Source organism: Desulfosporosinus sp. I2, assembly GCF_000960765.1.
Lineage (GTDB): Bacteria > Bacillota > Desulfitobacteriia > Desulfitobacteriales > Desulfitobacteriaceae > Desulfosporosinus.
Genome location: NZ_JYNH01000124.1, coordinates 1 through 14,390 on the forward strand (window position 1 = coordinate 1; position 14,390 = coordinate 14,390).

Below are 14,390 nucleotides of genomic sequence, written 5' to 3' on the forward strand. Positions count from 1 at the left end.
AGGGTAAAAATGGCCATTGAAAAAGCCAAGTTTAGTCAAACACCAAAATCATTTAAATTACCTAAGTTTAAGTATCGTAAGTTCTTAATATTCGGAGGGCTTGCACTCTTAATTCTTATTTCAGTTGCCATCTCGAAGGCCATGCCTTTAGCGGTCAACGTTATTACTCTACATCCCCAAGATTTTCGCAAAGGTTTTACAGAGGAAGGGGAAATTATGGCTGCTCAGGAGTGGCCGATCTTCAATCCTGTTGAGGGGAAACTGGAATCTCTCAAGGTTCAAAATGGAGACAGCATTAAAAAGGGACAAGTGCTTTTGGAGATGAGCACCAGTGATTTAAAGTATCAAGTGGAGGGACTGAAGGCTCAATTACTGAGTCTGGAAGGACAACGCTTAGAAAATTATAAGAGCCCTGATCAGGCGCAAATCGCACAACAAACGTTACTCATACAGCTAGCAGAAAAGGATGCTCAGACTGAAGAACTTAACTTGACTCGCATGAAGACACTCTATGAAGCGGGATCAATTGCCCTTGTTCAATATGAAGAAGCGGAGAGAACATTTGAGAAAGCGAAAATTCTTTTGGAACAGCAAAAATTAGGCTTACAACTGATCTATGAGCAACATCAAACTTCACAAGGGACAGAACTTTATTATAGTAATCAGAAGAAAGCTCTTCAAACGCAAATTGACCAGTTAAATGATAAGATTAGCAAAGCGGTTGTGGTTGCCTTACAAGATGGGGTTATCAAAGACCTATCTCTTAAAGAAGGTAACGTAATCTCTCAAGGTCAGCAGATTATGACCGTTTTTGCCAACACTGGCTATAAATTAGAGAGCTTTGTTCTAGCCAGTGATGCCCTTGACATCAAAGTGGGGAGCCCGGTACAAGTGATTCAAGCGACCAGCACAGGTAATAAAACCTTTGAAGGTACAGTTAATGATGTTGGTATCTCAGCGATTGAGAGGATTTCCCCACTCGGCTTAAAAGAAAACCGTGTCAAAATTACGATTCTACTCACTGAAAAATCTGCAAAGGTTGTACTGGGTAGTCATGTGGATGTTAAATTCACCACCCTGCAAGTTCCTGATCAACTTATGATCCCTAAAACCGCCCTTTTTCCCTATCAAGAAGGGGATGCCGTTTGGATGATCCGAGAGGGAAAAGCTAAAATCCAGCCTGTGAAGAAAGGATTGGAGAACGACAGTCAGATTACTATCGAGCAAGGTTTATCAAAGGACGATATTATTCTTCAGGACCCTAATTTAAAGGAACTTAAAGAAGGGAAACCCCTTAAGAGGCTTAATTAATAAGAAACTGCATACCAGGAGTGTATCACATATGTGACGTAACTTTGAGCCGCTAACATTAGGGAGTTAGCGGCTCTTTCAGCATCTTACAGGTCATCCGACTCGAGCAATAAGGTGCCCAACGAATTATTGATATCAATAATTTGCTAATTTTAGGAGTATATATCAAATTTCGTAAATTGTACTCCTTTAAGCAGTTTTTGTTCAACAAAAACCCATGATGCTGTCGGTAACCAGTGGAATATAGTGGAAAGCTCCCCCCTCAAACAGTTACAAACTTTACGAATTTATAGGTAGAAACGATTGGAGGGAGGTTGAGAAGCTTAATCAAGAAGGGAATCTAATTTTGGGAAGGGGTCAAATGTATGAAGAAAAATTTATGGTCACGATTATTAAGTCTTTTAGTGATAGGTTTACTAGTGATCACTTTAATTCCAGTGACAGTATTTGCTGGACAGAACTCTAAGAAAGTAAACGATAATCTAAACGGGCATAACCCTCAGAAGCAACATGTTTTTAAAAATAAACATTTTCATTTGAGCGGCGCTATCTGGACGACCGATGCGAGTGGTTACGAAGTCAACAAAAAAATTTTTACAGACAAAGAAGATGTTTATTTAAGTGGAGGGCCCAAGAAGGGAGGGCATTTACCCATAGGAGAATATTATATTCAAGTTACTACCCCCAACGGGAAAACTGTTTTAGGTAAGAGTACACAAACTTATACTGTGAATGAAAGTGGAAGGTTCGAGGCGGGCTTGATCCAACTCTCTGATGCTACAGATTTTGAAGCATCATCAAATCCCGGTGGCGTATACAAAGTCTGGGTCAGCCAAGATTCTTCTTTTGCGAAATCACAATCAAAAACAACTACCTTTAAGATTAAGACACATACAGTGAACGAGGACACTACAACGACTACACTGAGTATTAATAAATTTTACGATCAAAATACGGATGGGGATAGAGACCTGGATAGTGAACCGTATCTCTCGGGGTGGAAGGTGAAAATTAATCGTATTGAAGATAATGAAACAAAGACTTTTATCGGTGATTTCATGACCCCAGTAAACCAACTGCTTCTAAGCCCAGGGACTTATGAAGTGACTGAAATAACCCAGCCATGGAGCGATAAACCCTATTGGGTTAACACAACACCCGAAACGGTAAGCATAAATTTAGCACAAGGTGACTCTGAAACTGTGGAGTTTGGAAGTGTTTTTCTAAGTTCTGACAATAGCCAGGGGATTAGCTATTGGGGCAATAGTCTGGGTGCAGAAGTATTCAACGGTCTTGAGAATCCGTTAGGGGAACTACGCGCTTTAAACTTGCTTAGACCAGACGGAAAGCCTTTTAATCCATTGTATTACAACAACAAAAATGATCAAGCTGATTCTTTTAGGCCTTGGCTTTTAAGTTCAAATAGTAACCTTAGATACAGGCTCTCTGCCCAATTAGCAGTTTTAGAACTAAATACCTTAGCCGAGTTTGTGGATTTGGACAGTTGCCTATATATTGGGGATCATCAAATTTTTGTCGGCGGTGATGATGTTGTTTCCACAAACGGTTTTGTTACTGTGGATAACCTGATTGAAGCAGCTAATGAGGCTCTTGCAATCCAAGATCTTACCAACTCGGATCGAAGTTACCAAGAGTTGCTTAAGACAATTTTAGAAAAAGCTAACGATGATGGCCACCTGATGTATGTACATCCTACGCCACCGAATGGACCTTACTTTAGTTGAGAAGGTTTTAGAACTAACCTTAAGTGACGACAGTGGCACTGAATGAAAAAAGGCATAACGTATAATACTATGATGAATTAAAGAGAATGGGTCAAGATTATAATAATACACTTGACAATAACCAGAAGTAGTATAGAATATTTAAAAATGCTAAAATGACGATGAGAGGAAATAGTACAGTCCCTCCTTCCATTCTAGAGAGCTGCCGTTTGGTGAAAGGCAGCAATGGAATAGGCTTGGAACTCTTCCTCGAGTAGCCGACCGAAATTGGATTAAAGTAGGCTCGGACGGAGCTTCCACCGTTAAAAGGAAGGAGATATCGGAACTTCGATGTTCGAAGTTCGATGTACGTAGTTCGAACCATGGGTATTTTTTCGGGTCGAACCACGAATCACGAACTACTAACCACGATTAGCTCCCGTATCTGCAGAGAAGACAGCTCTATCTAGTTGCTGTCAACTTGAGTGGTACCGCGAATTAACCCTTCGTCTCAATCAGAGACGAAGGGTTTATTTTATTTTGAAGGAGGAAAAAATTATGCGTAAATTACATGTCTTTGATACCACCCTCAGGGATGGAGAACAATCTCTGGGGATAACCTTGAATGTCAAAGAGAAATTAGAGATTGGCCATCAGTTAGTCAAGCTTGGCGTAGATATTATTGAAGCGGGTTTCCCAGCTTCTTCGCCAGGGGATATGGAATCTGTGCGAACGCTTGCTAAAGAAGTTAAAGGAGTCATCATCTGTGGGCTGACAAGGGCAGTCGCCCCGGACATTGATCTCTGTGCTGAAGCATTACGTAACGCGGAATACCCCCGCATCCACACGGGTATAGGGGTATCTCCAGTTCATATGGAAAAGAAATTAAAGCTAAGCCCTGATCAAGTCGTGGAACAGGCGGTTGCTGCCGTGAAGTATGCCAAGAAATACGTAAGCGATGTTGAGTTTTACGCAGAAGACGCTTTCCGCAGTGACCCATCGTTTTTGGTACGAGTGATCGAAAACGTGATTACTGCTGGAGCTACGGTTGTTAATCTCCCTGATACCGTCGGTTATGCTAACCCGTGGGAATACGGAGAACTGATTAGTTATGTTATTAACAACGTCAAGAATATTGATAGAGCGATCGTTAGTGTTCATTGCCATAACGATTTAGGAATGGCAACGGCGAATTCCCTAGCAGGTATCAAAGCAGGAGCAAGCCAAGTTGAAGGTACGATTAATGGTATTGGAGAGCGGGCAGGGAATACTTCCTTGGAAGAGGTCATTATGTCTATTTATACCCGGCGAGATGGGTACGGAGTAGAGAGCAAAATTAATACCCGTGAAATTTCTGCTACGAGCAGACTTGTCTCCAGAATTACCGGTGTGACCGTCCCGGATCATAAAGCGATTGTGGGAGCCAATGCTTTCAATCATGCCTCAGGCATTCATCAAGATGGAGTTTTAAAAGATAGGGAAACGTATGAGATCATTCAACCAGAAACTATTGGAGTGCCTCAAAATATTATTAGCCTTACAGCAAGATCGGGAAGACATGCCCTCCAACATTGTCTGGAGGAGTTAGGCTATACCATTGAAGGTGCACAGTTGGATGATGTGTATCAAAGGTTCCTACAATTGGCGGATCAGAAGAAAGAAGTTTTCGACCAAGATCTTTATGTTCTCATGGGGGATTCAGGAGGCATGGAAAGCAGTATTGTGCTACAGAGTATGTCGATAGCAACCAATGGGGTTGAGATGGCCACAGCTACCGTAATCCTAGAAATTGAGGGAATACTGATCACGGATGCCGCCTGTGGTAACGGCCCAGTGAATGCTCTATTCAATACGATTGATAGGATAACAGGCAATACCGCTATCCTCGAAGACTATACCCTAAAGTCTGTGACTCGAAGTAGCGAAGCTTTAGGAGAGGCCACTGTAAAGCTGCGCTATGAGGATGGTCGTCTTGTAGTAGGCAAGGGTTTTTCAACGGATATTATTGAAGCTAGTGCTAAAGCTTATATTAATGCCTTAGATAAGAGAGGCTTGCGAAATGAGCAGGAAGTTTAAACTGGGGGCTTGGACAATCCAAAAGGGCAGTGGATCAGATTTTGATCCAGCTGCCCTTTTGGTTAAATTTAGTTTATGTACCGGGTAGTTTTACCGATTTTTTGAAGCAAGTTTTTTTTCTTTTAGGGGGTACAGTTCTTTACTATTTTCAGTTAAGGTTAAAGGAGCGATGGTTTCTTCAAGCAGCTGACTCGATCCTGTAAAATGGGCACCCTGTTCCACTTTAAACTGTCGTGTGCAAATATCGCCAACTAAGCGAGCAGTGGCATTTAATTCTAATAGGCTTGATGCTTTAATGTTACCACAGACTTCTCCAGCAATGTTCACAGTACTTGCTTCAATATTAGCCTTTAAAAAGGCGCTTGCACCAATTACCAAATCGCCGGTTACTTGAACATTTCCTTCAATTTTACCGTCAATTCTTGCATTACCCTTAATGCTAATTGAACCGGTAATTTGGCAGTCTGCAGCAATAAAGGTGGTGTCTCCCCCACTGTTCAATGGATTGATTGAAGGTCTTTTAAACATCCGGTTGCTCCTCCTTTGTCAAGATTGTGAACGAAAGTGGATCAACATTCTCGCCATTAACGATGGTTCCATAATGAAGATGAGATCCTGTGCTTCGTCCACTATTACCACTATAGGCAATCAAGTCAGTTTTTTTCACTTGATCCCCTTTCTTTACTAGAAGTTTAGAATTGTGACCGTAAAAGGTTTCAATCCCATGACCATGATCAATAACAACCTTTAGGCCAAAGACTGGATCTCGGGCAGCAAAGGTGACTACACCGCTGGCCGAAGCTAATACTGGAGAACCGTAATTACAGGCGATATCAAGTCCGTTATGATACTCAGTCGATCGGCCTCCGAAGGGATTGCGACGATAACCGAAGGAAGAGGTGATTTCACCTTCAGTAGGAAGAATAGTCGGTGTGTGTTCAAGCTGATCTTTCTGAAGGACTGCTGCCTCATAATAGCGTTGTAACAGATATAAATGTTCAGTTACTATTAAAACCTGATGGTCAAGCGTTTGAATGGTTGGATCAGATGATATGAGGTTTCGAGTCGTGGGCTCAAGACCTCGACTTACGCTTGCAGATGAAGAGGTGGGATTAATTTTCAGAATGGAGGAAAGTTTATCTTCTAAATTTCTTATTGTTTGGAGATCATTAGTGATTTGATGGGACATATCGTTGAGCTGAGAGATTTCTTGATCTCGTTCAACAATCGTGGATTTAAGTTGATTAATATGGTCTATGGTAGGTTGGCGTTCCTTTACATAATGACTTAGATAGAGGTTTTGAGCAAATAGCCCAATCACTAGAAAACCTATGAGAAGCATTCCACCACTAAGAACTCGTCTGCTTTGTTTAGAAAACTGAAACTGGTGGGTATTAGAGTGATCGGGTGGAATAAAGATGATAGTATATTTTTTTTTCATTGAATTCCTCCGGAAAAATTGTTCTATAAAAATCTTTGACTATTGCAATAATTATAACACCTAAGTGTACAATAAACGGCATTTCGTAGCTTGTCAACAATTCAACACACTCCTTACCCAATATCCCTCAATATACTTCAGATTAACCCAAAAAGGAAACATGCCCACATCGATTGAGCATGTTCTTTTTGACCATAGAAGATTATACTTTAAGATTTAACGGGGAAGTAACCTAAGAATCTCACGAGCTTCGGCAGTGCTGGCGATGGGACGGTCTAGGTTTTCGGCAAGTTTAACTAAGCGGTCGACCAAAGGCGCATTTCCTTTAGAAAGAACCCCTTTCCGGTAATAAATATTGTCTTCAAATCCAGTTCGCACATGTCCACCAAGAAGAATACCAAGTGTGTTCATACTTAGCTGATGCTTACCTATACCTGAGACGGTCCAAGTTGAAGTGAGGGGAATCAGATCCAGGAGAAAAAGGAGGTTCTTAGCCGTAGCTGGCATGCCCCCAGGAACCCCTAATACAAAATTAAAGTGGAGGGGATCTAGAAGTAGGCCCTGCTGCACAAGAGTTAAGGCATTTTGAACCATTCCACTTTCAAAAACCTCAAGTTCGGGTTTTACGCGGTAAGTTCGGCAAACTTGAGCGAACTCTCGAACCATTGGTAAGGGATTAAAGAAAACATCCTCCCCAAAATTCACGCTCCCGGTACTTAGCGAAGCCATTTCAGGTCCCAAAGTTACAGGTTGAACTCGTTCTTCGGCGGTCATTCCAACGGCTCCTCCGGTGGATACTTGAATAATGAGATCGGTTTCGGATTGAATATAGGAAATCCCTTCGGCAAAGAGTGTTTTATCCTGCGATGGGTTCCCGAATTGATCACGCATGTGCAAATGAACGATTGAGGCGCCTGCGTCGTATGCCTTTTTGGCTTCATCGGCAATTTCACGAGGGGTAAGGGGAATGAACGGTGTTTGATCACGTGTAACCTCTGCGCCCACGAGCGCGGCCGTAATGATTAATTTTTCCATAATTAAACCCCCTGAACGTAAGTAATCTAACGAAATTTCTAATTCATCACAGTTCGCTTGAGCTAGTTATGAGGCTCAAACCGTTGTTTTGCCTTGGGAACCACGCAAGTTCCGCTTGCTCGACAGACAAGAATAGGATCTTTAAGGATTTCAGATGCGCTATCACTACCTGGTAAGGGGGAAATAACTTTTTTTGCCTCAAAGCTCATTTTACGCGACGTATTTCCGTAGTGGGTGATAACTCCGCTCGCTTCAATATAGTCTCCCGCAAAGACCGGAGCGAGAAATTCAATAGTTTCATAAGCTACAAATAGCCCTTCATCCCCATCCGTATAAATAAGTAATTCAGTTGCAACGTCCCCGAAAAGTTTTAGCATATGTGCTCCATCCACTAACCCCCCGCCATAGTGAGCATCCCCAGAACTAATACGTAACCTGATCAAGCTTTTGTACATGATGTTTAATCCTCCCTAACGAATTCAAAATCTCAGGATACTCAGTTTTATTATTTGACACAACGAGCAAGTACTCGATCCAATACAAAGCTTGCCACATCTTCAGCATAGGTGCCGGGACCAAAACCGGCATCATAGCCCAATTCTTTGGCTAATTCATAATTAATCCTAGGCCCTCCGGCAACCAAAAGAAAACGATCCCTTAGGCCTTCAAGTTCGAGAAGTTCGACCATCCGAGTGAGATTCTGGAGATGAAGGGATTTCTGCGTGACTACTTGAGAGATTAAGATGGCATCTGCCAAGACTTCGTGTGCTTTAGTCAGTAATTCTTCGCAAGAAACTTGGGACCCCAGATTAATTGCGTCGATCTCATGATAACTTTCAAGCCCTTTATGTCCGTTGTATCCCTTCATGTTCATGATGGCATCGATCCCGACCGTATGGGCGTCGCTCTCTATACAGGCACCCACGATCACTAATTTGCGACCGAGCAGAGTACGGATGAGGAGGTCGATTTCTGACTTTTCCAATCGTTCATGAGAGAGCTTAGGGACTTCAATCGAGGTAAAGTCTATACAAACTGTGGAACAAGCATAAAGCACAAAGAAAGTGAAGCCTTCTCCTAAATCTAGCGCGACGACGACTTTAGGGTCCCAAAAGCCACTTTGTAAGGCCCAACGTCGTGCAGCCTCTTGGGCTTCTTCCCCAAAAGGTACGGGTAAGGTAAAAGAGAGCTGTATGATCCCATCATCAAGGGTATCTCCATAGGGACGAATTTGACGATAATCAATGGTTGGCATTGAAATCACCCCCAGTGCGATATTAGTGAACCAACCATGAACTACGAACTGCGAACATCGAACCACGCACTTGGATTTAGGTATTTAGAGCTCTTGGCAAAAACCCCATCGAGACCCCGACCACCCGTTGGTTTTCGAGAAATTTCTGCAAACATGCCTTGTTCAAGGGCTTTGAAAAGACCTATTTTCTGGATTTCCTCAAGCATGCCGACTGCTTTTTGAAGAGTGGTTTGAGCGTGCTGTTGTATTACGCCTTCAGTAGTAAACCTAATTTCCTCTTGCAAGTGTCTAAGTGATTTGAAAACGAGTTTGGCAGATTCCAGACTTAGAAAGCGGTCTTGCATGAGAGGGGTATGGAGCGCCTCAGTGAGCATCCCCAGTAGATGAATGCTTTGACCGGTCATGATGGAAGCGACATTGAAAAGCGTATCCTGAACATGCCCACGGAAAATATCCCCCGTCATAAATTTCGTGGGGGGCATGTATTTGATTGGTGAACGGGGGAAAATCTCCCGGATCAGCTGGGCTTGGGCGATTTCATAGAGAAACGCATTAGGTACATCGGGGTTAATTTCCATAGCATGGCCCAAACCCTGTTGTTCTTCGGGAATTCTAGAGAGAAAGGCGAATTGTTCGTTAAGGAAATTTGAAGCAAGGACGGTATGTGCTGCCTCAAGTGCATCCGACGTCGTGAGATAATTGTCCTCACCAGTGTTAATAATGATCCCCGCAAATCCGTTGATCAAACGGGAAAAATATTGGTCGATAAAGGTGCGTTGCATATTGATGTCCCGAAAGATAATGCCGTACATCGAGTCATTCAGCATCACGTCAAGTCGTTCTAAGGCCCCCATCACTGCGATTTCCGGCATGCACAGACCCGAACAATAGTTGGTTAGGCGAATATAGCGCCCCAGTTCTTGCCCGACTTCATCCAAGGCCTCACGCATAATACGAAAGTTTTCTTGGGTAGCAAAAGTTCCGCCAAATCCCTCAGTGGTTGGTCCATAAGGAACATAATCGAGAAGGCTTTGTCCGGTTGAGCGGATTACGGCAATAATGTCGGCACCTTGTCGTGCGGCAACCTTTGCTTGTAGAACATCTTCGTAAATATTACCGGTGGCGACAATAACGTAAAGGTAGGGCTCTGAACCATCACCCAAGCTAGACAAACAGTGCTCACGACTTTGGCGCTGATTGCTAATTTGTTCCAATAAGGGTTGAGTTAGGGTGATGGCCTTGTCAACAATTTGTTCCTCAGGGAAATCTGGGAGATCTTCAAACGATCGTTCTCGACAAGCCAATTGTCCTGCAAGAGTTTGGGGGTCCAATTTAAAGTGGAGGCAGGCTTTGGCGAAGGAGCGTGCAGCCCCTTCTTCAAGGAGGTGATGCTCCTTTAAGTGATCGATGATAATGTTGGGCAATGGAATACCTTCGGGATCAACCCCCTGAATTCCAAGTAGACGTAAAATCGAACGCTCGACACTGACCGTACTATGGGAAAGTATAAAGGGGGTAATTTGGTCGACGATGTCCTTGGCTAAGGTTCTGGCCAAAGCTATATGATCGAGAGCCAGATGAAGTTTGTTATGAGGATAGGGGCGAGTCACTACAACCACCTCCAAAAGGGAATTTATGATAGGTTTAAGGCAACCAAACTTCTTGCTTTTGCATATCTACCATTGGGATCTTAATGTAAGGAAGCAAAGCTTCCGCCATTCGTTCCGTAGGGATTGGAGTTATAGGATGCCAAGGGCATAGGGTAAGTATTGCGAGGTGAGGGGAATCCAGCAGAGTTACTTCGATTCCCCTAGACTTTAAACCGTTCCATACGGCAGGAGATAGGAGCACATGCGCTGGACTACGAACAATAAATCGATAAGGTAATCGCTCTGCTGCGCGCAGTGCTAAGTAGATAGAATCCGTTAGCGCACCTTTCAGATAAATTGAATCCGTTTGGGCAGGAATAAGGACTTTTAAGGCCTGGTTCCAGAGAAATGTTGGTAAGAGACTCCAAGAACCTTGATGAAAATAAGCGTTTTGCTGAAAAGGGAGGGCTTGGTCTTGGCCCGAATTTATCAAAGGAATAGGAGAGGATCGTGAAAAGGAGGGAAGTTGAAATAATTCCAAGTTATGTAGCGTGCGTTCTATTACTTCGTTTAACGTGTTTCCTAAAGCAGCGCTTGTACTCAGGACTATGCCTGCATCTCGATTTACAATTCTTTTAATTTTCTCCCTCCCTGACAACTCCTGTAAGGTATCGAAGGCAACTGCTTCTTCCGTTTTTGCTAGAGATGTCACAGAAATATGTGAGAGACGGTTTAGTGCCCCATCCACATGAATTCGACGGGCACCATGGTAGCGCAACCGTGAAATGCCCTCTACGAGTTCTGAAAGAGCAGAGGGGCCCGCCATACGGAAATCCCCGGGTGCAGTTATTTTTAGGATTTGCCATGAGCCAAATTGAGGGTGATTTCCCCAAGTTTCTAGAATATCATACCTTTTTGGCGTGTCTGGAAGGAAGCGCTCTGCTGTAAGAATGATTTGGCCCGTGCGAACTGAAATGGAGGGTTTCGGGTGGCGGTATATTGCATCCTGTGTTTCACCGTCATACCCTAGGGAAGTTAGTCCAAGGGATTCGTCTGGGAAAAGAGTATTTATAGCGTTTAAGGCCGTTGTTTTGCCAGCATTCTTGACGAGTCCCGCAAAAATGAGGGTGGAAAACGTGGAGAGTTTGGAGCGTAATATCATTTTCCAAACATCTGGGTTAGGCATAAGTTCTCTCATAGAGTTCGCGGAGGGGAAGGTTTTCGCGCATAATAGCCAAGGCGATTTCCGCATGTCCTTCGGTATACCCGTTGCCGACCAGCATTGTCACGTCTTTACCGATACCTTCGGCGCCTAGCGCTGCTGCAGTAAACGAAGTTGCCATGCTAAAGAAATAGACGATCCCTTTATCCCGAGTCGCTAGAATACTGCCGAGTTCAGTCCGAGGAATGTTGACCATATTTAAGGTAAGATCCGCCAATTTGCCATCGGTTAGACGTTTGATTTCACGTAAAACCCAGAGTGCGTCGCAGGCATCTCCTTGAAGTGTAATCACGGGCAGACCAGAATCTTTCATCCGTTTCACACCAGCGGTAGACTGACTAATCCCGATTACCTGGCCTGTAACACCTGCCCGTTTACAAGCCTCGTGGAGGCATAAGAGTCCGGATTTTCCTCCACCACCAATTACCACCACCGTATCTCCAGGTTTGACGATTTTTGCTGTTTGGGCTGGAGCACCTGCGACATCGAGAACCGCCAAAGCCAGTTTTTGGGGTAGGTCATCTGGAAGTTTGGCATAAATACCACTTTCAAATAAGATGGCTTCTCCACGAATTTCTACTTGATCAACTTCCTTGTGCACAGCGAGGATTTCCTCAATGTGGAGGGGAGTCAAGGATAAGGAAACAAGGGTAGCGATTCGATCCCCGACGTTCAAAGGACGATTCTGTAAAGCAGATCCTAGGGCCTTGATTTTCCCAATCAACATTCCACCGGAGCCAGTCACTGGATTATGCTGTTTACCCCGCTGGGCAACCGTTTCCAAGATGATCTGAGCAATCTTCCCTGGAAGACCGCCAGCTTCATGTTTAATTTGGGTAAATGAGGCGGAATCAATGTTCAACACTTCTACGTCAATCAGGATCTCGTTGTCATAAAGGGTCGAGAAGTCATTGTTCAGGGATTCTGCGGGTTGAGGAAATACCCCATGGGGTTCAATAACTCGATGGGTTCCGAATGGGCAACCTAACGGCATCTGACTAGCTCCTTTCAGCTTAGGCTTTAAATCAATTAGCAAATAGTTCACATGATCCACTACACGCCTGTAGATAATCAACCGCAAAGAGCAGATATTATTAGAAAAAGTTACTTAGCGTGGCGATGTCGACGATCAAGGTTTTCCGGTTCCAGTGAAAGTTTTTGATGGTTCAAGAGTTTGAGAACCCCAACCTGACGATCGTTTTCACGGCAGTACTCGCATTGACACTCTTCTTGCAAAAGATTGGGTTCATCGTAAACTGTAATCACCCCTTCATAGTTGCGGAGAACGATTTTATTAGGTCCCATAGAAATGAGATATTGGGGACTAACCGGTATCTTGCCCCCTCCCCCAGGTGCATCGACGACATAAGTAGGCACAGCATAGCCGCTCGTATGTCCGCGTAAATTTTCCACGATCTCAATTCCTTTCGAGACTGATGTGCGAAAATGTTCAATACCAGTTGTAAGATCGCATTGGTATATATAGTAGGGTCGAACTCGATTTTTGACTAGTAAATGCACCAGCTTCTTCATGATGTTGGGACAGTCATTGACCCCTCTGAGAAGAACAGACTGATTTCCCAGTGGGATTCCGGCATCGGCAAGACGAGCCAGTGCAGCTTGGGATTCAGGAGTTATTTCTTTGGGATGATTAAAATGCGTATTGACCCAAAGAGGGTGATATTTACGCAGCATTTGGACGAGATCATCTGTAATACGCATGGGAAGAACGACTGGAATACGGCTTCCAATTCGAATGATTTCAACATGTGGAATGGCCCGCAAATTAGATAGAATATAGTCTAAACGATCATCCGAGAATGTGAAGGGATCCCCTCCTGAAATCAAGACGTCACGGACTTGCGGGGTCGCCCGAATGTATTGGAGTGCCTGCTGAAAATGTTCTAAAGGAAGTGCCTGATCAGTTTGGCCCGCCATACGTCGCCTAGTACAATGCCGGCAATACATTGAACATTGATCGGTTACGAGTAACAAAACCCGATCCGGGTAGCGATGCGTTAATCCTGGTACGGGAGAATCCGTGTCTTCATGAAGGGGATCAAAGAGGTCATATTCCCCGACATGGAGTTCTAAAGCAGTGGGAATCGCTTGTTTGCGCACTGGACATTGAGGATCGTTAGGGTTGATCAGAGAAGCATAATAGGGGGTGACGGCCATGCGAAGGGTTTCTAGGCATTGGGTAATGCCCGCTTCTTCGTCTTCAGTCAACGGAATAACCTCTTTTAATTCTTCGACCGTCGTAACACGGTGGGATATTTGCCAGTGCCAATCATTCCATTGTTCCGTAGGAACCCGTGACCATTTAGAGAGGTTTTGATGAGTGCGCATAAGGGTAACCTCCTCAGAGTTCATTGTAAAGCTAGCAAGCGTCTAAATCAGCCCAAAAATCACCGGATTAATGCCGGGTTTTGGGCTGGGGGTGCTTTGCCAATATTTATGTATATTCATAGAGGCTGTAATAGATATTAATATTTGAAAGTAAACTTCAAATAAGAAGAGTATGCTTGAGTCAGCAAGTGTTCAGGAATACATAATACATGGGACTTGGGGGTTACTTTTAAATTAATAATTCTTTATAATAAAATTATACATTTTTGCAATTAAGCGCGCTAAGAGAGAATCGATGCGCGCTTTCTGAATGAGGAAAAATACCCTTTATTTATGAAAAAAGGTGAGTTTGAACGATATAGTTTGTAGGGAGGACGTGTTTGGTTAT

12 protein-coding genes and 1 other annotated feature are annotated in these 14,390 nt (G+C 43.7%); of the genes, 3 read left to right on the forward strand and 9 right to left on the reverse strand.

The features are described 5' to 3' along the window. From UF75_RS20165 to UF75_RS20175, 3 genes are all read left to right on the forward strand, one after another. The coding region (locus UF75_RS20165) for an HlyD family efflux transporter periplasmic adaptor subunit (RefSeq protein WP_348983081.1) at positions 1–1,311 on the forward strand (1,311 nt) is incomplete at its 5' end. A gap of 365 nt (positions 1,312–1,676) precedes the next feature. Then, the gene (locus tag UF75_RS20170) at positions 1,677–3,056 is read left to right on the forward strand and encodes a hypothetical protein (protein ID WP_045576354.1); all 1,380 of its coding nucleotides are present in this window, start codon (positions 1,677–1,679) and stop codon (positions 3,054–3,056) included. A gap of 152 nt (positions 3,057–3,208) precedes the next feature. Then, positions 3,209–3,552: a binding site (T-box leader), on the forward strand. A 41-nt stretch (positions 3,553–3,593) separates the two neighbouring features. Further along, complete coding sequence (locus tag UF75_RS20175; RefSeq protein WP_045576355.1) at positions 3,594–5,111, forward strand: 2-isopropylmalate synthase; 1,518 nt, start codon at positions 3,594–3,596, stop codon at positions 5,109–5,111. 90 nt (positions 5,112–5,201) lie between these two features. Here the strand turns inward: UF75_RS20175 and UF75_RS20180 are convergent, their stop codons facing one another. From UF75_RS20180 to ablA, 9 genes are all read right to left on the reverse strand, one after another. Beyond that, complete coding sequence (locus UF75_RS20180; RefSeq protein WP_045576356.1) at positions 5,202–5,639, reverse strand: polymer-forming cytoskeletal protein; 438 nt, start codon at positions 5,637–5,639, stop codon at positions 5,202–5,204. After that, a complete protein-coding gene (locus UF75_RS20185; RefSeq protein WP_045576357.1) occupies positions 5,632–6,552 on the reverse strand; it encodes a M23 family metallopeptidase in 921 nt (306 codons plus the stop codon). The genes UF75_RS20180 and UF75_RS20185 overlap by 8 nt, the downstream gene beginning before the upstream one ends. Before the next feature lie 216 nt (positions 6,553–6,768). After that, complete coding sequence (locus UF75_RS20190) at positions 6,769–7,587, reverse strand: 3-keto-5-aminohexanoate cleavage protein (RefSeq protein WP_045576358.1); 819 nt, start codon at positions 7,585–7,587, stop codon at positions 6,769–6,771. 62 nt (positions 7,588–7,649) lie between these two features. Further along, positions 7,650–8,042 (reverse strand): hotdog domain-containing protein, encoded by a 393-nt coding sequence (locus UF75_RS20195; protein WP_045576359.1) that lies wholly within the window; start codon positions 8,040–8,042, stop codon positions 7,650–7,652. Positions 8,043–8,092: 50 nt separating this feature from the next. Continuing rightward, positions 8,093–8,842, reverse strand: a complete 750-nt coding sequence (locus UF75_RS20200; RefSeq protein WP_045576360.1) for an OAM dimerization domain-containing protein — start codon at positions 8,840–8,842, stop codon at positions 8,093–8,095. Between the two features lie 41 nt (positions 8,843–8,883). Then, positions 8,884–10,452: a lysine 5,6-aminomutase subunit alpha gene (locus tag UF75_RS20205; protein ID WP_045576361.1), complete on the reverse strand. Its 1,569-nt coding sequence runs from the start codon at positions 10,450–10,452 to the stop codon at positions 8,884–8,886. 34 nt (positions 10,453–10,486) lie between these two features. Beyond that, the gene (locus UF75_RS20210; RefSeq protein ID WP_045576362.1) at positions 10,487–11,617 is read right to left on the reverse strand and encodes a hypothetical protein; all 1,131 of its coding nucleotides are present in this window, start codon (positions 11,615–11,617) and stop codon (positions 10,487–10,489) included. Then, positions 11,610–12,647, reverse strand: a complete 1,038-nt coding sequence (locus UF75_RS20215) for an L-erythro-3,5-diaminohexanoate dehydrogenase (RefSeq protein ID WP_045576363.1) — start codon at positions 12,645–12,647, stop codon at positions 11,610–11,612. The genes UF75_RS20210 and UF75_RS20215 overlap by 8 nt, the downstream gene beginning before the upstream one ends. Positions 12,648–12,757: 110 nt before the next feature. Beyond that, complete coding sequence (gene ablA, locus UF75_RS20220; RefSeq protein ID WP_045576364.1) at positions 12,758–14,002, reverse strand: lysine 2,3-aminomutase; 1,245 nt, start codon at positions 14,000–14,002, stop codon at positions 12,758–12,760. Positions 14,003–14,390: the final 388 nt, after the last annotated feature.